Here is a 20679-nt window from a genome sequence, read left to right on the forward strand (position 1 = left end):
GAGGCGCGTGGTGGTAGGAGGCAGAGTGGGCCCATGACGAAATCACCGTGAAGGGCCCCTCCGGCATCCGTTCGTACGCCGCCCGCCGGCTGATCGCGGCGGGCGGGTCCCGGTCGGCGCGACCTCCATGCCCGGGATCGGCACGGCCTGGCAGACCTGGGGGCAGGCGCCCACGGCCGTACGGCCAACCCGTGGCGGGCGGACCGGACGCCCGGCGGTTGGAGCGCCTGCTGCACCTGCGCGAACACGGCCCGACCGAGCAGGCGTTCACCCTGCGCGCCCGCTTCCCGGCCCCTGCCGGGGTGCACTGACCCGAGCGGACGGTCCGGGCCGTCGCCGCCCCGGCCGGTCAGCCGATCGGCCGGCGGATCTCCTCGCGGACCTTGGCGGTCTCGACGGCGGCCGCCTCCAGGTCGATCGCCGAGGGGTCCTGGAGGGCGGTCCGGGCGCGGATGATCCCCACGGACACCCCCGTGTTGTCGTCGCCCCAGGCGCACATCGGAATGTTGGCCTGGACACCGCCCTTGACGGACTGGAGCACCTGGCACTCCATCGTGATGTCGAACCCGGCGGGGGTGAACTTCGTCGGCGGGACGACGACGGTCGCGCCGTCCCCGGCGGACCCACCGTCCATCATCTTGCCGGTCATCGCCTCCGGGCTGGTGAACCGCCCGTACATCCCGGAGATCACCAGGGCGCCGCCCTCGGCCGAGCTGTACTGCCCGACGACGGCCCTCGCGTCCCGGACGGTGGGGTCGTACATCTTCTCGATCTTCTTGCCCTCGGTCGACGACAGGTCCTGGGCCAGGGTGAACTCGCCGTCCAGCAGCTTCTGTTCCAGGACGAGCTTGTACTCGGCGTCCGGGAACGCCGCGTCGGCGGTCTTCCCGACCAGCTGGGAGACCCCGAAGGCGATCCCGCCCGCCAGCACCACCGCACCGGCCACGATGCCGGCGATCAGCCCGGTCCGCCTCTTCCGCGGCGGCTGCGCCCCCGGCCCCTGCGGCGGCCAGCCGGCCACGCCCGGACCGCCCCCGCCGGGTATGCCGGGCTGCCCCCAGCCGCCGCCCTGCCGGGGTGGGGCCGGAGGCTGCTGCGGGTAGCCGTAGGGCGGCTGTGGCGGCGCCCCGGGAGCGGCGGCGGCCGACGGGGCGTAGGGGTTCTGCTGCGGGTGCGGGGGCGGGCCGTACGGGCCCTGCGGCGGCTGAGGCGGGGTGGTCATGCGCTCACGGTACGACACGTTTGCGAACGGGATTTCGACCCGCAGACGTCGCGGAGTTCCTTCCCGCCGCCGGTTACGCCATCCGGCGAATGCCTTCCACGGAACCTATCCGGTGGTCGGTGCCTGGTCGGTGCCTGATCGGTGCCTCGTCGGCGGTGAATGCCGGTCCCTTCACTCCGTTCACGCGCATTCCCGGCGCTCGAATCGTTGCTTCCGCCCTGCGGCGATACGGTGATTACGGGTTTCGGCCCACGGAGCCCGGTCTCAGTCATTTGCTCAGAGGAGGAATGATGGCCAACCCCGAGCAGGACCCGAACCAGCAGGAGGGCCCCGCGGACGGCGGAGCGGACGGTTCCCCCGGCGTCCATGACGGCGGCGCGGACGGCGGCGCGGACGGCGGCGCGGACGGCGGCGCGGACGGCGGCGCGGACGGCGGAGCCGAAGGGCCCGCGGACGGCGGAGCCGCCGGCACCCCGGGCGTACACGACGGCGGAGCCGACGGCGGCGCGGACGGCGGAGCGGACGGCGGAGCGGACGGCGGCGCGGACCAGTCCGGCAGTCGCTCTTGAGCACGTCCCGAACCGGCCTCCAGGACGTCGGCGCCGCACCGGGAGCCGACGTCCTGGAGACACGTCTGACCGGGCTGAGCACGGAAGAGTTCGCCCGTGACGTCTGGGCCCGGAAGCCGCTGCTCACCCGTCGCGCGAGCGATTTCTCCGACCTGTTCTCCTCGGACGCGGTGGATGAGCTGATCTCGCGTCGCGGCCTGCGTACGCCCTTCCTCCGCGTCGCCAAGGACGGTTCCACCCTTCCCGAGTCGGCGTTCACCTCGTCGGCCGGCGTCGGCGCCACCATCGCCGACCAACTGGACGACACGGCGCTGTGGCGGGCGTTCGCCGACGGGGCCACGCTCGTGCTCCAGGCGCTCCAGCGCACCTGGGGGCCGGTGGGTGAGTTCGGTGCCCGGCTGAGCGCGCAGCTGGGGCATCCGGTGCAGGCCAACGCCTATGTCAGCCCGCCGCAGAGCCGGGGGTTCGACGCCCACTACGACGTGCACGACGTGTTCGTCCTCCAGATCGGGGGAACGAAGCGCTGGCTCGTCCACGAGCCCGTACACCCCGATCCGCTGCGCGACCAGCCCTGGACCGATCACCGCTCCTCCGTCGCCGAGGCCGCGCGGGGCGCGGCCCACCTCGATACCGTGCTGGAGCCCGGCGACGTCCTCTATCTGCCCCGGGGCTGGCTGCACGCCGCCGAGGCGCAGGGCGGGGTCTCCGTCCATCTGACGCTCGGAATCCACACCTGGACGCGGTACGCGCTGGCCGAACAGCTCGCGCAGGCGGCCCTCGCCGCACTGCGCGAGGACCCCCGGATGCGCGGCACCCTGCCCCTGGGCGTGGACGGACCGGACGGCGAGATCGACAGGGTCCGCGAACACCTCATCGCCGCCGTCACGAAGGCGGACTCCGCCCCGCGCTTCCACCGGGCCCGCCGAGGGCAGGGACGCCCCGCACCGCTGGGGCCGCTGGCCCAGCTCGCCGCCGTCGACGGCCTCGGTCCGGACACACCCGTGCGGCTCCGTGCGGCGCTGGAGGCGCGCCTGGAGGGCTCGCGTCTGATCACGCGTGTCGGGTGGCTCGACTTCTCCGAGGCCGACCTGCCGTCCGTGTCCCGCCTGCTCGACGGCGAGGCCCGCGTCGCCGGTGAGCTCGGCGTCGCGCTCGTCGGACGACTGCTGCGCGCGGGCGTGCTCGTGCCCGCCGGAGAGTGACCACACCGCGGTGACCACGACAGGACGGTTCTTCTGCGCGGACGCCGCCCGGACGCGCGGCGACTCGATCGTGGGCACGGCGCCGCACGGCACCGCCTGGGTCCTGATCGAGTACCGGGGCGGCTGGCCGGCCGACGGGTTCGACGGCCTCGACCTGGAGCCCGGCACCAAGGCGCTGGTGTTCGCCGCCGCCCAGGCGGCGCGGGCCCGCGTACTGCTCGTACGGCGCCATGGACGCCAGGGTCTCCAGCGCCCTCCGCGCTGGGCCGTGCTGCGCTACGACGGCACCGGCGCCCACCGCCAGCACTGGGGCACCTGGGGGCGTGACGAGGACCTGGCGCAGATCGTCCAGGCCCTGGGCACCCCCGGGGAGCCCGGCGGCCGACCCGTCGTCCTCGTCTGCGCCCACGGTCTCCACGACACCTGCTGTGCCGTGCGCGGGCGGCCCGTGGCCCGCGCCCTGAGCGAGCACCGGCCGGACCTGGTGTGGGAGTGCACGCATGTGGGCGGTGACCGGTTCGCCGCCAACGTCGTCGTCGTACCCGACGGCGTCTACTACGGGAATCTCGATGCCGGATCGGCCGTGACGGTGGTCGAGGAGCACCTGGCCGGCCGTGTCCACGCCGAGCATCTGCGGGGGTACACCGATCTGTTTCCGCCGCAGCAGGCCGCCGTCGCGGCCGTACTCGACCGCTTCGGCCCGGCAGGCCGGCACGACTACGCGGTCGCCCGGACGTTCCGCGACGACGACGGCTGGCTGATCCGTGTCACCGGCCGCCCGCCCGGTACGGCCGCCGTCGACGTCGAGGTACGGGCCCGGCGCACACCGCGGAACCGGCTGACCTGCCGGGGCCCGGCGACGGGTTCGGCTGTGGTCTACGACGCCGTCTCGGTCCAGCAGGGCTGAAGGAGCCTTGTGGACCAGGGCTGACGGAGTGCCTCGTGGACAAGGCCCTCAGGCAGCCTCCCTCCCCTCCCCGATCGCCTCCGCGACCTCCGCCACCCGGGCCTCCTCCTCGGCGGCGAAGCGTTCTCGGTCCAGCTCCTCGGCTATCTCCTCGTCCTGGGACATCAGCAGGTCCAGGTTGGAGTCACCGAGTTCGAGGACGCCCATGTCGACGTACGCCTGCTGGAGCCGGGGGCCCCATAGGCCGATGTCCTTGACGCACGGCACGATCCGGCTGAACAGCAGCTTGCGGAAGAGCTGGAGGAACTCGGAGTGCTCCGAGAGGTCCTGCGCCTCCTGCTTGCCGATGCCGAAGTTCTCCAGGACCTCGACCCCGCTGAGCCGGTCGCGCATCAGGTGGCAGCCCTCGATGACGAACTCCTCGCGCTCACGCAGTTCGGCGTCGCTCAGCTGCTTGTAGTAGTCGCGCAGCGCCATCCGCCCGAAGGCGACGTGCCGGGCCTCGTCCTGCATGACGTACGCGAGGATCTGCTTGGGCAGCGGCTTGGTGGTGGTGTCGCGGATCATCCCGAAGGCAGCGAGCGCCAGGCCCTCTATGAGGACCTGCATCCCGAGGTACGGCATGTCCCAGCGGGAGTCGCGCAGGGTGTCACCGAGCAGACCCTGGAGGTTGTCGTTGACCGGGTAGAGCATGCCGATCTTCTCGTGGAGGAAGCGGCCGTAGATCTCCGCGTGCCGGGCCTCGTCCATGGTCTGGGTGGCGGAGTAGAACTTGGCGTCCAGGTCGGGGACGGACTCCACGATCCTGGCCGCGCAGACCATCGCGCCCTGCTCCCCGTGGAGGAACTGGCTGAACTGCCAGGAGGTGTAGTGCTTGCGCAGCTCACCCCGGTCCTTCTCCGTCATCTTCGCCCAGTGCGGGGTGCCGTACAGCGTGAGCGCCTCGTCGGGGGTGCCGAGCGGGTCGGTGGGGTCGACCTCCAGCGACCAGTCGATGCGCTTGTCGCCGTCCCACTGCTTGTCCTTGCCCTTCTGGTAGAGGGCGAGGAGGCGTTCGCGGCCGTCGTCGTAGTCCCAGCTGAACCGGGCCGCTCCGGTGGCGGGGACCTGCCAGAGCGGTTCGGGCGGCGGGGTGGTGTAGAGGTCATGAGTGGACACGGACGGCTCCTTCGCCTCGACTGACTCGAACGGCTTCACAAGTTCCGTGACAGCGGGAGCAGTTGGACGCTACGCCAGCCACCTCCCCTCGCAGGTTCACACGTTGGTAGACGGCGAGTCAACAAGTCGCACGGAGTCGCGCGCAAGGGATTGACGGGCTTGCTGACGAGCAGTCTCATAAGAGGTGACCGCCGGTAACTCCTGTGCCCGGCCATCCATGTGCCTGTGAGGTGCTCCCGCCATGACGACCGTGCCGATCGCCGACCGCGACGTGACCGACCACGACGCGAACGATCGCCTTGTGACCGACCGCGTTGTGACCGACCGCGACGTGACTGTGCTGCGCGACGCCCTCGGGCCGCTCCGCGACCGTGAGCAGATCGCCGCGCGCCTGCTCGAATCCTCGGCCAAGCACTCCTTCGACCCGGACACCGAACTCGACTGGGACACGGCCGTCGAGGAGGGCAAGTGGTTCTGGCCGCCGGAGCTGGTCTCGCTCTACGACACCCCGATGTGGCACCGCATGTCCGAGGAGCAGCGCCTGGACCTCTCCCGGCACGAGGGAGCGGCCCTCGCCTCGCTCGGCATCTGGTTCGAGATCATCCTGATGCAGCTGCTGGTCCGGCACGTCTACGACAAGCCCGTCACCAGCAACCACGTCCGCTACGCCCTCACGGAGATAGCCGACGAGTGCCGGCACTCGATGATGTTCGGCCGCATGATCGACTGGGGCGGCGCCCCGACGTACGAGGTGCCGCGCGTCTACCACAACCTGGCCCGGGTCCTGAAGACCGTCTCCACCACGCCCGGTTCGTTCGCCGCGACCCTGCTCGGCGAGGAGATCCTCGACTGGATGCAGCGGCTGACCTTCCCGGACGACCGGGTGCAGACCCTGGTGCGCGGTGTGACCCGGATCCATGTCGTCGAGGAGGCCCGGCACGTCCGGTACGCCCGGGAGGAGCTGCGCCGCCAGATGGTGACCGCTCCGCGCTGGGAGCGCGAACTCACCAAGGTCAGCTGCGGCGAGGCGGCCCGGGTCTTCTCCGTCTGCTTCGTCAACCCGCGGGTGTACGAGAACGTCGGCCTGGACCGCCGGGAGGCCGTCGCCCAGGTCAGGGCGAGCGGCCACCGCACCGAGGTGATGCAGACCGGGTCCAGGCGGCTCACGGACTTCTTCGACGACATCGGGCTGCTGAACGGCGTCAGCCGCAGGCTGTGGCGCAGCTCGGGCCTGCTGGCCTGAGCCCGTGCGGACCGGAGGCTTTAGGCTCGGGGGCATGACGTCCACCGCCGCAGCCCCGCCGCCGCCCCGCGCGTACCGCAGGCTCAGTGTCGAGGAGCGCCGCGCCCAGCTCCTGGTCGCGGCGCTCGGCCTCTTCGCCCACCGGGCCCCCGACGAGGTCTCGCTGGACGAGGTGGCGGTGGCGGCCGGGGTCTCCCGGCCGCTGGTCTACCGCTACTTCCCGGGCGGCCGTCAGCAGTTGTACGAGGCCGCGCTCGGCTCGGCCGCCGACGAGCTGAAGCTCTGCTTCACCGAGCCGCCGGCCGGCCCGCCCACCGAGCGGGTCGCCCGCGTCCTGGACCGCTACCTCCGCTTCGTCGACGAGCACGACACCGGCTTCAGCGCCCTGCTGCGCGGCGGCAGTGTCGTGGAGACCTCCCGTACGACGACCATCGTGGACGGCGTCCGGCGGGCGGCGGCCGAGGAGATTCTCAGCCACCTCGGCCGGATCGGCGGCAGCGGCCCGCAGAGCGCGGGACCGCGGAGCGCCGGGCCGAGGCTGCGGATGATGGTCCGCAGCTGGATCGCGGCCGTGGAAGCCGCGTCCCTGATCTGGCTGGACGAGGGCAAGCAGCCTTCGGCGGCCGAGCTGCGCGGCTGGCTGGTCGACCATCTCATCGCCCTCCTCGCGGCCACCGCCGCCACCGACGAGGAGACCGCGTCGGTGGTGACCGACCTGCTCGTCCTGGAGACCCCCGGCGGCCCGGCCGGACGGCTGGCGGAGCTGGTCATCCCGGTCGTCGCCGACGCGGCGCACCTGCTGTCGCACGCCACTGCGGCAGACTGACCAGGTGAAGAGCGAGAACACCCCTTTCCGAGGCGGCCCCCTGGACGGCCGGGTGCTGCCGGTCCTGGTCGGCCCGACCGGCCACCCGCCGAAGTGGTACGAGGTCCCCGTGCCCTCCCCCGACGGCTCCCCGCCCACCGTGTACGCGTACGAACGCGTCCCGGCCGGCTACACCGAGCGGCTCGGCCTGCAGCGCGGCTGGGTGTACGAGTACGCCCCCGGCGGCCGCAGGCGCCCCACCCTCAAGTGGCCCTGGTCCAAGCCCGCGAGCGGTGCCTGAGACCCGTGCGGGGGCGCAGGCCCTAAGATCGACGGTCAGGTGCCGAGGGACGGGTCACTCGGGTGCCGACGGACGGTCACAAGGGGGTGCGCCATGGAGGCGCTGCGTAGGGAAGATCCACGCCGTTTCGGCCGCTTCGCCGTGCTGGCCCGCTTCCAGGAAGCCGCGAGCGCCGTGCAGTACGTGGCGCGGGACACCGGCACCGGCGAGCTCGCCGTGATCACCGTCGCCCGCCCCGCGCTCGCCGCCGTACCCGCGTTCCGGCGCCGTTTCCAGGCCGAGGCCCGCACCGCCGAACGCCTCGCGGGCGGCTGGGTGACCCCGCCCCTGGAGACCGGCGAGGACGCGCTTCTCCACACCGCGACGGAGTACGTCCCCGCCCTGCCGCTGGCCGAGGCGATCGGCATCGCCGGTCCGCTGCCGGAGCGCTCCGTGCGGATACTGGGCGCGGGCATCGCCGAGATCCTCTCCCGGGTCCACGCGGGCGGCCCGGTGCTCCAGGGGCTCGCCCCGGGCACGGTGCTGCTGGCCGAGGACGGGCCCCGGCTCACCGCGTTCGGCCCGCTGGGCGCGGCAGCGGCGGCCGAGGCGAGGCCGGGCGGGCAGCTCTCGGTCCGGCTGGGCTACCTGACGCCGGAGCAGGTGGAGGGCAAGGAGGTCGGTACGGCGTCCGACCTGTTCGTGCTGGGGCTCCTGCTGGCGTACGCGGCCACGGGGACGACCCCGTTCACGGAGGGCCCGCCCGATGAGGCCGCCCGCCGGATCGCCGAGGCCGACCCCGAACTGGACGCCGTGCCGGAGGAGTTGCGCGACCTGATCGCGGACTGCCTGGCGAAGGACCCGGCCGAGCGTCCCACCGCCGGTACGGTCGCCGCCGAACTGGCCCTGGAGGGCGCGGCGGGCCTGGCCCGGGGCGGCTGGCTCCCCGAGCGGCTCGCGGCGGCGGTCGCGGACCAGGAGGCGCGGGTGCGCGCGCTGGAGGTGCCGGAGGAGGCCGAGGCCGCCGGCCCCGCCGGGAAGCGGGAGGACGCACGGCCCACCGGGGAGCCGGAGGACGCGGTGCCCACGGACGTGGTGCCCGGCGCGGCGGCCGAAGCGGCGGAGGACGCACCCGCCGAGGCACCGTCAGGGCTGCCCGTCACCCAAGCCCCGAGCGACCCGAGGGACACCGCGGCCACCACGAGCGAGACCCCCGACACCAGCACCAGCACCAGCACCGGCACCGGGAACATCGGCGAGGACCGGGGCACCACCCGCTTCCTCAACACCGGCCCCAAGCCGCCCCGGTCGGACCGCGCGACCACCCACCTCGCCCTCCCCCACGAGCTGCCCCCGGGCCGTTCCCCGGCCCCGGCCCTGCCGACAGGCTCCACCCCCGCCACCCCCGGGCTCCCGTCACCGGCCCACCACCACACCCACGGCAGCCCGGCCCCCTACCCGGCAGCGGCGCTCCCGGGCTCCACCGGCCAGGGCAACGGCGGCGGCCAGGGCGGCGGGCCCATGGTGACGCTGCCCCTCCCGCCCTCGCCGACCCCTCCGGAAGGCTCCGCCACCAGCCGCCGGACCCTGATCGCCATCGCGGCGGCGGCGGTCGGCGGGCTCGTCGTGGGCGGCGGCTCGGTCGCCGCGATCGGCGGCGGGGAGACCGCGGCCGCCACGGACGACAAGCCCGCGACCCCGAAGCCGCGCCGCACGCTTCCCGGCCAGCCCCCCGAGCCGCGCTGGAGCTACTCCCACCCGGCCTCCGAGTCCGCCCCGCTGACCACCGCGCTCTGGCGGGACCGGCTGCTGGTGGTGACCAGCGAGAGCCAGGCGAGCGCCGTCGACGTCAGGACCGGCAAGCGGGTCTGGCAGCGCGCGGACGCCGCCAAGGGCCAGGCGGCGGTGGTCGCCGGTGACCTGTGCTTCGTGGCGAGCCCGACGGAGTTCCTCTGGCTCGCGCCGAAGGACGGCACGGTCGTGCACCGCGTGAGGTACGCGGACGGCTTCACCGACCTGCCGGACCTCCAGGTGGGACGGCTGGCGGGCCACTCCGGGGCGGTGATCTGGTTCACCGGCTCGCGCACGGTCACCGTGAAGGCCCCCAAGCCGAAGAAGGGCAAGAAGAAGGCGGCGGACAAGCGGGTCGTCCAGGCGTACCTCTTCGCGTACGACATCGTCCGGCGCACCGAGGTCTGGCGTACGCCGGTACCGGCGGGCCGCGCCCCCGGCACGCCCCTCTACCGGGTGGTCGCGGAACGCTCGGCCGATCTCCTCGTCCGGCAGGACGCGGTCACCCTGACGGCGGCCGACGTCAAGGCGGCCAAGGGGAAGGGCTCCATCCGCTCCTTCGACCAGCAGACCGGCAAGCTGCGATGGACCAAGCAGTACGGTACGGCCGGCCCCGAGGCGGCCGTCACGGGTGACGAGGACGGGATCCTGTACGCGGGGGCCGGCGCCCATCTCCAGTCGTTCGAGGCGGACACCGGCAAGCCGCTGTGGCGGGTCGAGGGCACGGAGGGCTCGGCCTTCGGCACCCCGCTCGCGGCCGGCCCCGTCCTCCACACCACCGAGCGCAGCCGGCAGGTCGGCGCGGTCGAACGGGAGAGCGGGCGCGTGGTCTGGCGGCGCTCGACGGAGGTGCCGGGCATCGGAAGCGCCCCCGTCCTCACCCTGAGCAGCAGCGGAAAGACCCTGCTCGCCTCCGACGCCACCCAGGTCACCGCGTTCTCCGCAGCGGACGGGGAGCGGCTGTGGAAGTTCCAGGACATCGGGGCGGCCGACCCGAAGGGGGCGACGGTGAGCGCCCCGTACCGGACCCTCGCCGTCGGCGCGCACATCGTCGTCCAGCGGGACAGGGCCTTCTACGCCTTCCCGGTGGCCTGAGCCGGGGTCTCTCCACCTCCACCGGTACCGCCGTCCGGGGCATCCCCCGGACGGCACGCCGTGCGGTGCTTGCATCACCTGACGCCGGATGACCGGATTGATCGGATCAGCTCGCTCACTTGTGGACGAGCCCGCATCTTCCGGGTCCCGTCCCTCCGTCACGGAGGTGATGTCGTGTCAGGCAGACTCCTGCGCGCGGTCTGCGCGACCGCGCTCGCCACGGCCCTCGCGGTCTTCCCCGCCACCGCCGCACCGGCCGAGCCGGACCCCGTACCGTCCGAGGAGCCCGTACGCTCCGAGGAGCCCGTACCCGCCGACGAGGACGAGGCACCGGAGGACGCGGCAGAGGTCGACGCGGAGACCGCGCTCGCCGCGCCCGAGGCCGGGGCCCCCAAGAGCGTCGCGACGCTCCTCCGCGAGCTGCAGAAGCGCTACCAGGCGGCGGAGGAGGCGAGCGAGACCTACAACGCCACCGCCGAGAAGCTGAAGCAGCGGGCCGCGCAGGCGGAGAAGGTGAACGCCGAGCTGGCGAAGGCCCGGGCCGCGCTGGAGCTCAGCCGGGGGGACGCCGGGCGGCTGGCCCGGGAGCAGTACCAGGGGCGCACCGAGTTCTCCGCCTACCTCCAGCTGCTGCTGGCCCCGGACCCGCTGCGCGCCCTGGACCAGAGCCATGTCGTCGAGCGGGTGGCGGCGGGCCGCGCGGCGACGGTGGAACGGCTGACCGCCGACGCCCGCAGGGCCGACGCCCTGGCGGCGGCCTCCCGCAAAGCGGTCGACCAGCAGAAGAAGCTGGCCGCGCGGCAGAAGAAGCAGCGCGACACCGTGCGCGGCAAGCTGAAGGAGGTGGAGACGCTGCTGGCCACGCTCTCCGCCGAGCAGCTGGCCCAGCTGGCCGGGCTCGAACAGCGGGGCGTGGAGGCGGCCCAGCGCGAACTGGTCGCCTCCGGCGCCCTCAGCTCGACCCGGCCGCCCACCCGGCAGGGCGGTGACGCCATCACGTACGCGATCGGCCAGATCGGCAAGCCGTACGTATGGGGCGCCGAGGGCCCCGGCTCCTTCGACTGCTCCGGCCTGACCTCCCGGGCCTGGGCGGCGGCGGGCCGGCCGATCCCCCGCACCTCGCAGGAGCAGTGGAAGCAGCTCCCTAAGGTGCCCGTCTCCTCGCTGCGCCCCGGCGACCTGGTGGTCTACTTCCCCGAGGCGACGCACGTGGCGCTGTACATCGGCGACGGCCTGGTGGTGCAGGCGCCCCGCCCCGGGACGAAGGTCAAGGTCTCCCCGGTGGCGTCCAACCCGCTGCTGGGCGCCGTCCGGCCCGACCCCGGCGGCGTACCGCTGTCCTCGTACACCCGCCCGGAGCTGCCCGGGGGCGCCCGCGACGGCTCGGACAACGGCTACAGCACGGACGCGGCACCGGACGGGGCACCCGAATAGGTTCCGGCGGCCGGACCGGCGGTGCGGGTCCGGCCGCCGAGGCGCTTACGCGGATCAGGCTCCGGAGACCGAGGCCAGGTACGCGTTCGTCTTCTCCGGCTCGAAGAAGAAGTTGTCGAAGTCCGCCGGGTCGTTGAACCCGTTGGCGAAGCGGTCCGCGACGGGCTGGAGTCGGCCGGCGGCGCCGATCAGGTTCAGTACGTGCTCCGGGGGGACGCCGAGCATCGCGTTGGTCCACTTCACGACGTGCTGGGCGGTGTCCCAGTAGCGGTCGAAGGTGGACTGCATCCACGCCGCGTCGAACTCCTTGTCGCCGTGCTCCAGGATCGAGTCCAGGTAGGAGTCGGCGCACTTGGACGCCGAGTTGGAGCCCTGGCCGGTGATCGGGTCGTTGGCGACGACGACGTCCGCGACGCCGAGGACCAGGCCGCCGCCGGGAAGCCGGCCGATCGGCTTGCGGACCGTGGGGGCGTACCGGCCGGCGAGGGTGCCGTTGGCGTCGGTCAGTTCGACCTTGGTGGCGCGGGCGTACTCCCAGGGCGTGAACTTCTCCATGAGCTCCAGCGTCTTCGCCAGGTGCTCGGCGGGGTCCTTGACGCCCTGGAAGGCGTCGAGCGGGCCGCCCGGGATGCCTTCCCAGAAGAGGATGTCGGCGCGGCCGGAGGTGGTCAGGGTCGGCATCACGAACAGCTCGCCGACGCCTGGCACCAGGTTGCAGCGGACCGCGTCGAACTCCGGGTGCTCGGGGCGCGGGCCCATGCCGTGGACGTAGGCGACGGCGAGTGCGCGCTGCGGGGCGTCGAACGGCGAGCGGGCCGCGTCCCGGCCGAACATGGAGACCAGCTCGCCCTTGCCGGCCGAGACCATCACCAGGTCGTAGGTGCGGGAGAAGTAGTCCAGGTCGGAGACGGCCGCCCCGTGGATGACGAGCTGCCCGCCGCGCTGGGCGAAGGTCTCCATCCAGCCGGCCATCTTCACCCGCTGGTCGACGGACTGGGCGTACCCGTCGAGCCTGCCGACCCAGTCGATGGCGCGGGAGGAGTCGGGGGCGGCGACGGAGACGCCGAGGCCCTCGATCTTCGGGGCCTGGGACTCCCAGAAGTTCAGCTGGTAGTCCCGCTCGTGCTGGAGCGCGGTGTGGAACATGCACTGCGTCGACATGACCCGGCCGGTGCGGATCTCGTCGGCGGTGCGGTTGGACATCAGGGTGACTTCATAGCCTCGGGACTGGAGCCCCAGGGCCAGCTGGAGTCCGGACTGGCCGGCTCCGACTATGAGTATCTTCCGCATCGCGGCTCTCCGTTTGTCTCTGATTCGAGGAGGTCTAGGCAGGCGTGACGTCGAGAGCATGGCCCACCAGGGCCAGCAGCGACTCGACGACCGTGATCCTGTTACGCGCGTCCATGATCACCACAGGGACGTGCGGCGGTACGGTCAGGGCCTCCCTGACATCCTCCGCCTCGTAACCGGGCGTCCCCTCGAAGTGGTTGACCGCCACGATGTACGGCAGCCCGCAGCTCTCGAAGTAGTCGAGCGCCGGGAAGCAGTCCTCAAGACGCCGGGTGTCGGCGAGGACGACCGCGCCGATCGCCCCGCGTACCAGGTCGTCCCACATGAACCAGAAGCGCTGCTGGCCGGGCGTGCCGAAGACGTACAGCACGAGGTCGTCGTCCAGGGTGAGCCGGCCGAAGTCCATGGCCACCGTCGTGGTGGTCTTCTCGGGCGTCGCGGAGAGGTCGTCGGTCTCCTCGCTGGCCTGGGTCATCAGCGCTTCGGTCTTCAGCGGCGTGATCTCGGAGACCGAGCCGACGAAGGTCGTCTTGCCCACGCCGAAGCCGCCCGCCACCACGATCTTGGTCGCGGTGGGGGCGCGGGTGTGGTCGAGCTGCCAGGCCTGGAGGGATTCCTCGGCCTGGTCCTGGGGCCGTGACGGCTGGTCCCGGGGCCCCGGCTGGCGCGGGGCGAAGAGCGGCGCCTCAGAGACGGCGGAGTCCATTGAGCACCCTTTCGAGCAGTGCGCGGTCGGGCTGGCCGGTACCGTGACCGGTTCCGTACACGCGGATCTTTCCCTGGTCGGCCAAGTCGCTGAGCAGCACCCGGACGACCCCGAGCGGCATCTTCAACAGGGCCGAGATCTCCGCGACCGTACGCATCCGGCGGCAGATCTCGACGATGGCCTGGAGCTCCGGCATGACGCGCGAGGCCAGGTTGCCGTTGGTCAGCTCGCGGCGCTCCTGGGGTGCTTCGAGGGCGGCGACGAACGTCTCGACGAGCAGGACGTGCCCGAACCGGGTGCGGCCTCCGGTGAGGGAGTACGGGCGGACCCGGGCGGGGCGCTTGTCGGCTCCGCGGACGGGGAGGCGGGGGGAGGGCTCGGCTGCGGCGGTCGTCACTGGGCGCTCTCCATCGATGTGCGCAGCTCGCTGCGGAGTTCGGGGGTGAGGACGTGTCCGGCCCGGCCGACGAAGAGGGCCATGTGGTACGCGACGACGCTCATGTCGCAGTCAGGGGTGGCGTGGACGCCGAGGAGGGAGCCGTCGCTGATCGACATGACGAAGACGCTGCCCCCGTCCATGGCGACCATCGTCTGTTTGACGCCGCCGCCGTCCATCAGCTTCGCGGCTCCCACGGTCAGCGAGCCGATGCCGGAGACGATGGTGGCCAGGTCGGCGCTGGAGCCCTTGGGGCCGTCCGACGGTCCTGTCTCCTTCGCGGCCTGGTGGTGGCCGGGGTCGGAGGAGAGCAGCATCAGCCCGTCGGACGAGACGACGGTGACCGAGTGGACCCCTGGCACCTCCTCCACGAGATTGCTCAGCAACCAGTGAAGGTTCCGGGCTTCGGTACTCAGCCCGAACGTGCTGGGCGCAGTCAACTGCGTGCCTCCTCGACTGTGTCCCCCGTCTCTCCGTACCGGCGGTCCGTACGGCCCCCGGTCTGCTCGGTCGTCCCTGTGTCGTGTGCGGTGCCCGTCATGGGTGCGGTGGTGGTCTCGTGCCCGGTACGGCCGGTGGCTACGCCCTCGTGGTCGGCGAGGGCGACGGAGCCGGTGGACTCGGCGAGCTCGGCCTCGACGTCGCGTCGGCCCTCCTTCGCCGCCTGGTGGAAGCTGCCCAGCCTGCGGCGCAGGTCGTCCTTGTCGAGGCTGCCGGTGCGCGCGGTGGTGGGAGCGTCCTCGGGCCGGACCACCTTGGGGGTGCGCTTGGGCAGCCCCTTGTCGGTGACCCGCCCGGCCTGCGGCTTCCGGGGGCCGGGCACGGTGTCGGCGGCGGCCTCGGCACGGGGGGCGGGGCGGAACTCGGGCCCGTCCGGGTCCTGGCCGCCCGGAGCACTCTCGGCCGGACGCTCGTGACGGTCGGGGCCGATGGCGTACGGGTCGGAGGGCTGCGGGGTCGCGGGGGCGGCCGGCGATGCCGGGGCAGCCGGGGGCATCGGCAGCCGGACCTGCATCGTGACCTCGGAGTCCGATTCGGGCGCCGTCTGCGGCCCGGCCGCTGCCTGGGGCTCCGTGTCGGCGTCCGTGTCCGTGTCCGCCTGCGCGTCCGCCGCGTCCGCGTCCCCTGCGGGCGCCTGCTCCTGCGCGCCGGCCTCACGGATCGCGCGCTCGGCGGCGGCGATCATCGGGTCGACGGCGGGCTCGGCGGCGGGTTCGGCGATGGGCTCGGCGATGGGCTCGGCGGCGGAGACGGGCTCGGGCGCGGCCTCCGGCGGCGGCTCGACGGCCTGGTCGACCGCCCGCTCGGGCTCTTCAGCGGACCCGGGCCCGAGCTCGGTCGTCGCACCGGAAGCCGCTTCGGCCCTCGGCCCGGAAGCCGCACCGGACTCCGCCTCGGAAGCTCCCTCGGCAGGCGCCCCGGACGCGGGCGGGGTCGGCGCGGCGGCCGGTGTCGGCAGGACCGGCGTACGGCTCGGCAGGGCGTTGGAGTTGGCCTCGGCCACCGAGCCCGGCAGGTTGAGCGTCGGCGCCTCGCCCGGCAGCTGCACCGCGGGCGGCGAGGAGGCGGGGAGGGAATTCGGCAGCAGGGTCTGCGGCAGGACGACGACGGCCGTCACTCCACTCCCCTTCTGCTCGCGCAGCTGGACCCGCACACCGTGCCGGGCGGCCAGCAACGAGGTGACCTGGAGGCCGAGTCCGGCCCCGTCGGCGCTCTGCTCCCCCGCCTCGAAGGAGGCCGGGTCGGCCAGCCTCGCATTGAGCTCGCCCATCCGGACCGTCGACATGCCGATGCCCTCGTCCTGCACGGAGAGCATCACCTCTCCGGTCTCCAGCAGCCAGCCGGAGAGCTCGACATGGGAGTCCGGCGGGGAGAAGGAGGTGGCGTTCTCCAGCAGTTCGGCGAGGAGGTGGCTGAGGTCGTCGGCGGCGAAACCGGCGATCTGGGCGTGCGGCGGCAGGGACTGGATGGTGACCCGCTCGTACCGCTCGATCTCGCTGACGGCCGCGCGGGCGACGTCGACCAGCGGGATCGGGCCCGCGTGGCCGTGGCCGTGCTCGGCGCCCGCGAGGACGAGCATGTTCTCGCTGTGCCGGCGCATGACCGTGGCCATGTGGTCCAGCTTGAACAGGGTGGCGAGGCGCTCCGGGTCCTGCTCGCGCTCCTCCAGGCTCTCGATGACGCCGAGCTGGCGCTCCACGAGGCCGAGGTTGCGCAGCGAGAGGTTGACGAAGGTGTGGTGGACCGTGTTCTTCAGCCGCTCCAGCTGGGTGGCGAGCTCGGCGGCCTGCACCTGGAGTTCGGCGCGCTGGAGGGTGAGGGCCTCGCGGCCCGCGATCAGTTCGGCGCGCTCGTGGCCGAGGCTCTCGAAGCGGCCGGTGAACTCCTGCTGGAGCCCGGTGAGCTTGGCGTGCAGGGTGTTCATCGACCGGACGACCTGGGCGAACTCGTCGTTCCGGCCGGTGTAGCGGACCGGTTCGGCGCTCGAAGGCTCGTCCGCGAGCCGGGCGGCGCCGATGCGCAGTACGGCGAGCGGCTGGGTGAGGGTGCGGGCGACGGCGGTGGAGACGCCGACGGCGAGCAGGAAGCAGCCGCCGAGCAGGGCGATGCTCAGTTCGAGGGCGGTGACGTCGTCGTCGCGGAGCCCTTCCAGGCGCTGGACCTGGGTGGTGCCGAGGGCGGACTCGACGCCGCGCATCCGGTCGACCCGGGCGGAGAGCGCGGACTCCAGCTTCTTGGCGCTGGTGCTGCGCTCGCTCTCGGAGAGCTCGGGGCGGTCGGTGAGGCGGGCGAGGTACTTCTCCGCGCTGTTGACCTCGGGGCCGGTGACGGTGGCGGAGAGCTTGTCGCGGGCGACGGCGTTCGCGGCCTGGTCGAACTCGGCGAGCGAGGCCAGCTCCCGGACCCGGGCCTGCTGGGCGGCGGCGCTCAACTCGTCCCGGTCGCGGTCGGCCCGCCTACTCTCGTCTTCCTGGCCCTCGACCGGCAGCCCGGTGAAGGGGTCGATCTGCGGGACGGCGGGCTCGGGGCTCGGTACGGCGAGGGCGGCGAGGAGGAGCCCGCGGGTGGCGGAGGCCTGCTCGACGGCTCCGCCGAGGGCGAGCGGGGCGCGGGTGGAGTCGGCGGCGCGCGGCGGGGTCTTGTCGGCCAGCTCGGCGGCGATGCCGTGCAGCTTGGCGATGACCTCGGAGTACGCCTGGTGGGCCTCCAGCGCCGAGCCCTTGCCGGTGAGGGCGTCCCGGCGCAGGGAGGGCACGGTGGACAGGTCGCGCCGCAGGGCGGCGGGGGCCGGTCCGTGGATCTCGTCGATCTGCTGGTCGACGCGGGTGGTGCGGGTGAGGCGGCTCTGGACACCGGCCTGGCCGTCATCGGCGCGGCCCCCCGCGATGTACGCGGTGACGGCGTCGCGCTCGTCGGCGAGGGAGTGCGCCAGGGTGACGGCCCGCTGGTTCAGCTCGGAGAGGGTCACCAGCCGCTGGGACTCGGCCAGATCGGAGGAGGCGCTCATCGCCGCGGGAGCGCCCGCCGCGAGGACGATGACCCCGACGACGGCGACACCGGCGACCAGCCGGCTCCGTACCCGTACGGTCCGTTTGGTGGCGACCGGAGCCGGAGGCGTCGCCCCGGAACCGTCGCGCGTGCTGCCCTGGCTCCGCGGCCGCTTCTTCTGCACCGGTGCTCGCAATCTTGACTCGTCCACCCTTGAAGCAGAGGTGACGCTCGGTCACGTAGAAGGCCCCCTGCTCCTGGTATGGCTTCTGACCATTCCAGTGCTTTTGAGAGGGGGGCGCGCATCAACCGCTCCGCCACTCGAACGAGTGAACATCACTCTGGAGTTGGCGAACAAGTCTCCCCAGAGGCGCCCCTGACCATGCATAGGGCGCGGGGTGGAACTTCGGCGCCGCCTTTGGCAGGATGCCCGCCCGCACTCCCCCGGAGCCCCGCCCTCCGCGCACGGGGCCCGCCTTGACCTGCTGGTACGGCCGGAAACCGCTCCCGTGCGGGCTCCGTGAAGACCTCGTGCAGACTGGCGTCATGCGCTGTGAACTCGTCACCGTCCCCGGTGATCCCGAACGCCCCAACGAGGACTGGGCATCCACCTCTGTCCCCGCCTCCGGCCAGGGGGGAGTGGTGGTGGCGCTGGACGGCGTCACGCCACCGGAGGGGGACGACGGTTGTGTGCACTCCGTCCCCTGGTTCACCGCCCGGCTGGGCGGCGCACTGGTGGAACTGTCGGGTTCACGGCGAGATATGAACCTGGCCGAGATCCTGTCGGAGTCCATCCGCCGCACCGCCGACGCCCACCGGTCGGCCTGTGACCTTTCTCACGTACGCACGCCTCAGGCGACCGTGGCCCTGGCGCGTTGGGGCGAACACGCTATCGAGTACCTGGTGCTCTCGGACGCGGTGCTCCTGCTGGAAGGAGCGGACGGCGCGGTCCGGGCGGTCCTCGACGACCGGCTCGACCGGTTGCCACCGGGCTCGTTGGCCTCGGCGGCCACGGTCGACGGCCTGCTGCGCAACAGGGAGGGCGGCTTCTTCACCGCCGCCGCCGACCCCGCGGTGGCCGCACGCGCGGTGACCGGCAGCGTCCCGGCCGGCCAGGTCCGGTCGCTGGCCGCGCTGACGGACGGGGCGAGCCGGTGGACGGAGGTGTTCCGCGAGGGCGACTGGCCGGCCCTCCTGGAGCTGGTGCGCAAGGCGGGCCCCCAGGGGCTGATCGACCGGGTACGGGAGCTGGAGAGGACCGACGCGACCGCCGGGCGCGTACGGCTGCGGCGGAGCAAGACGCACGACGACGCGACGGCGGCCTTCGTGGAGCTGTAAGGCCCGGGCCGCCCCTCGCGGGCGGTCAGCGGCTCCGCGCGGACGGCCGGCCCTTCGCGCAGGCGGTCAGCCCTCCGCCCGGGTGTTTCCGTCCTCCGCGCGGGCGGTCAGTCCTCCGTGCCGGTGTTTCAGTCCTCCGCGCGGGTGTTCAGCTGGTGCAGCAGCCGGGCCAGCTCCGCCACCTCGGCCCGGTCCCAGTCCGCCAGCTTGCGGACGTACCGCCCGCGCCGGGCGTCGCGGACGCCGCGGAAGCGGGCGAGGCCCTCGTCGGTCAGCCGGACGAGCCAGGCGCGGCCGTCGGCCGGATCGGGCTCGCGGGCGACCAGCCCGAGGTCCTCCAAGGCCCGTAGCTGACGGCTCATGGTGGCCTTGCCGACGCCGAAGTAGGCGGCCAGCTCGGTGGCCCGCTGCCGGCCGGCCGACTCCAGGCGGACGAGCAGGCCGTAGGCGGCGGGCTCCAGTTCGGGGTGGACCTCGCGGGCCATCTCACCGGAACTGGCCCGGGCACGGCGCAGGAAGACCGCCAACTCGCGCTCCAGCGCCAGGAATTCGTGGTCCACACCAGTCCCGGCAGTCACGCCCGGCTCCCGCGCGCTCTCGCTCCCGTGCACGTCAGCACCCCTCGTACGGTTTCCTGCCGATGAAAGTTTCCGCCACGGCCGGTCAACGCCGCAGCTCGGCCAGTATTTCGCAGGCATAGACCAACGGCGGCAGCGAGGCCCCCTTCCGCACCCCGGGTCTACGTGCGTAGCGTCATTCCCGGATCGCCCGACGTCGCTTGTCATGAGCACGCTAATTCGCTGCCGCACCTCGGAGGCGCACCCATGCCCACGCCCCTGCCGCACCGCCACAGATCCGCCCCCTCCCGCCCCTCCCGACCCTTACGCCGGTCGCGCTTCGCCGCGCTCGGGGCCCTCCTGGCCTCCCTCGCCCTCCTCACCCTGCCGGGCGCCGCCACCGCGGCAGACCAGGACACCGCCGACGCCCCTCCCGCCCGCGGCACCGCCAGGATGGGCCAGGGCGTCATCGAGCACGACGGCCAGGGAGGGCTGCCCCGCGACTCCCGGGTCGTCCAGACCGAGGGCGTGGACGTCAGCAGCCACCAGGGCAACGTCGCCTGGCAGACCCTGTGGAACAGCGGCGTGAAGTGGGCCTACGCGAAGGCCACCGAGGGGACGTACTACAAGAACCCCTACTTCGCACAGCAGTACAACGGTTCGTACAACGTCGGCATGATCCGCGGCGCGTACCACTTCGCCACCCCGAACACGACGAGCGGCGCCGCGCAGGCGAACTACTTCGTGGACAACGGCGGCGGCTGGTCCCGGGACGGCCGGACCCTGCCGGGCGTGCTCGACATCGAGTGGAACCCGTACGGCGCCCAGTGCTACGGCCTCAGCCAGGCCGGGATGGTGAACTGGATCCGGGACTTCACGAACACCTACCGGGCCCGCACCGGCCGGGACGCGGTCATCTACACCGCGACCAGTTGGTGGAAGGACTGCACCGGCAACAACGCGAGCTTCGGTGCCGCCAACCCGCTCTGGGTGGCCCGGTACAACACGACGGTCGGCGAGCTGCCGGCCGGCTGGCCCGTCCACACGATGTGGCAGTACACCTCGACCGGCCCCACGGTCGGCGACCACAACCGCTTCAACGGCGCGCTCGATCGCGTCCAGGCACTGGCGAACGGCTGACCCCACCTGAGCCCGCC

At 73.0% G+C, this 20679-nt stretch carries 18 protein-coding genes and 2 pseudogenes; 12 read left to right on the top strand and 8 right to left on the bottom strand.

What is annotated here, in order from left to right; translation table 11 throughout:
* Positions 1–47: 47 nt before the first annotated feature.
* Both AMK21_RS36075 and AMK21_RS34335 read left to right on the top strand, forming a co-directional pair.
* Positions 48–228, top strand: a pseudogene (locus tag AMK21_RS36075) (amidase family protein); the annotation flags it as partial.
* Positions 222–311: pseudogene (locus AMK21_RS34335) on the top strand (DUF3291 domain-containing protein); the annotation flags it as partial. The pseudogenes AMK21_RS36075 and AMK21_RS34335, both read left to right, overlap by 7 nt.
* Before the next feature lie 38 nt (positions 312–349).
* On the opposite strand, the gene AMK21_RS15895 reads toward AMK21_RS34335, so the two are convergent.
* Positions 350–1222, bottom strand: a complete 873-nt coding sequence (locus AMK21_RS15895) for a hypothetical protein (protein WP_073878385.1) — start codon at positions 1220–1222, stop codon at positions 350–352.
* Between the two features lie 287 nt (positions 1223–1509).
* On the opposite strand from AMK21_RS15895, the gene AMK21_RS15900 reads away from it, so the two are divergent.
* Genes AMK21_RS15900 through AMK21_RS15910 form a run of 3 tightly spaced genes read left to right on the top strand, consistent with a single transcriptional unit; the run spans position 1510 to position 3900 of the window.
* Positions 1510–1791 carry a hypothetical protein gene (locus tag AMK21_RS15900; protein ID WP_234421952.1) on the top strand — a complete coding sequence of 94 codons (282 nt, stop codon included), beginning with the start codon at positions 1510–1512 and terminating at the stop codon, positions 1789–1791.
* A complete protein-coding gene (locus AMK21_RS15905; RefSeq protein ID WP_073878387.1) occupies positions 1788–2993 on the top strand; it encodes a cupin domain-containing protein in 1206 nt (401 codons plus the stop codon). Before AMK21_RS15900 ends, AMK21_RS15905 begins: the two co-directional genes overlap by 4 nt.
* A 10-nt stretch (positions 2994–3003) precedes the next feature.
* Positions 3004–3900, top strand: a complete 897-nt coding sequence (locus tag AMK21_RS15910) for a sucrase ferredoxin (RefSeq protein ID WP_073878388.1) — start codon at positions 3004–3006, stop codon at positions 3898–3900.
* Positions 3901–3948: 48 nt separating this feature from the next.
* Here the strand turns inward: AMK21_RS15910 and AMK21_RS15915 are convergent, their stop codons facing one another.
* Positions 3949–5058, bottom strand: a complete 1110-nt coding sequence (locus tag AMK21_RS15915; RefSeq protein WP_073879159.1) for a ferritin-like domain-containing protein — start codon at positions 5056–5058, stop codon at positions 3949–3951.
* Positions 5059–5299: 241 nt separating this feature from the next.
* On the opposite strand from AMK21_RS15915, the gene AMK21_RS15920 reads away from it, so the two are divergent.
* From AMK21_RS15920 to AMK21_RS15940, 5 genes are all read left to right on the top strand, one after another.
* A complete protein-coding gene (locus tag AMK21_RS15920; protein WP_251052063.1) occupies positions 5300–6301 on the top strand; it encodes an AurF N-oxygenase family protein in 1002 nt (333 codons plus the stop codon).
* A 34-nt stretch (positions 6302–6335) separates the two neighbouring features.
* Entirely contained in the window at positions 6336–7127 is a 792-nt protein-coding gene (locus AMK21_RS15925; protein WP_073878391.1) for a TetR/AcrR family transcriptional regulator, read from the top strand.
* 4 nt (positions 7128–7131) lie between these two features.
* A complete protein-coding gene (locus AMK21_RS15930) occupies positions 7132–7407 on the top strand; it encodes a hypothetical protein (RefSeq protein WP_073878392.1) in 276 nt (91 codons plus the stop codon).
* 93 nt (positions 7408–7500) lie between these two features.
* Positions 7501–10272, top strand: coding sequence for a PQQ-binding-like beta-propeller repeat protein (locus AMK21_RS15935; protein ID WP_073878394.1), 2772 nt, complete (start codon positions 7501–7503; stop codon positions 10270–10272).
* Between the two features lie 174 nt (positions 10273–10446).
* Complete coding sequence (locus AMK21_RS15940) at positions 10447–11706, top strand: C40 family peptidase (protein ID WP_073878395.1); 1260 nt, start codon at positions 10447–10449, stop codon at positions 11704–11706.
* 54 nt (positions 11707–11760) lie between these two features.
* Here AMK21_RS15940 and AMK21_RS15945 read toward each other — a convergent pair whose 3' ends face one another.
* Genes AMK21_RS15945 through AMK21_RS15965 form a run of 5 tightly spaced genes read right to left on the bottom strand, consistent with a single transcriptional unit; the run spans position 11761 to position 17811 of the window.
* Positions 11761–12996, bottom strand: coding sequence for a styrene monooxygenase/indole monooxygenase family protein (locus AMK21_RS15945; protein ID WP_073878397.1), 1236 nt, complete (start codon positions 12994–12996; stop codon positions 11761–11763).
* 34 nt (positions 12997–13030) lie between these two features.
* The gene (locus AMK21_RS15950; protein WP_073878399.1) at positions 13031–13702 is read right to left on the bottom strand and encodes a GTP-binding protein; all 672 of its coding nucleotides are present in this window, start codon (positions 13700–13702) and stop codon (positions 13031–13033) included.
* Positions 13683–14099: a DUF742 domain-containing protein gene (locus AMK21_RS15955; RefSeq protein WP_073878401.1), complete on the bottom strand. Its 417-nt coding sequence runs from the start codon at positions 14097–14099 to the stop codon at positions 13683–13685. The genes AMK21_RS15950 and AMK21_RS15955 overlap by 20 nt, the downstream gene beginning before the upstream one ends.
* Positions 14096–14578, bottom strand: a complete 483-nt coding sequence (locus AMK21_RS15960; RefSeq protein WP_073878403.1) for a roadblock/LC7 domain-containing protein — start codon at positions 14576–14578, stop codon at positions 14096–14098. The genes AMK21_RS15955 and AMK21_RS15960 overlap by 4 nt, the downstream gene beginning before the upstream one ends.
* Positions 14575–17811, bottom strand: coding sequence for a nitrate- and nitrite sensing domain-containing protein (locus tag AMK21_RS15965; RefSeq protein WP_073878404.1), 3237 nt, complete (start codon positions 17809–17811; stop codon positions 14575–14577). Before AMK21_RS15965 ends, AMK21_RS15960 begins: the two co-directional genes overlap by 4 nt.
* Positions 17812–18173: 362 nt before the next feature.
* Here AMK21_RS15965 and AMK21_RS15970 point away from each other — a divergent pair, with 362 nt between their 5' ends.
* Positions 18174–18965, top strand: coding sequence for a protein phosphatase 2C domain-containing protein (locus AMK21_RS15970; protein ID WP_073878405.1), 792 nt, complete (start codon positions 18174–18176; stop codon positions 18963–18965).
* 128 nt (positions 18966–19093) lie between these two features.
* On the opposite strand, the gene AMK21_RS15975 is transcribed toward AMK21_RS15970, so the two are convergent.
* Complete coding sequence (locus tag AMK21_RS15975; RefSeq protein WP_073878406.1) at positions 19094–19576, bottom strand: MarR family winged helix-turn-helix transcriptional regulator; 483 nt, start codon at positions 19574–19576, stop codon at positions 19094–19096.
* Between the two features lie 213 nt (positions 19577–19789).
* On the opposite strand from AMK21_RS15975, the gene AMK21_RS15980 reads away from it, so the two are divergent.
* A complete protein-coding gene (locus AMK21_RS15980; RefSeq protein ID WP_073878407.1) occupies positions 19790–20662 on the top strand; it encodes a lysozyme in 873 nt (290 codons plus the stop codon).
* The last annotated feature ends 17 nt before the right edge of the window (positions 20663–20679 follow it).

Origin of the sequence: Streptomyces sp. CB00316 (assembly GCF_001905595.1) — a bacterium.
Classification (GTDB): domain Bacteria; phylum Actinomycetota; class Actinomycetes; order Streptomycetales; family Streptomycetaceae; genus Streptomyces.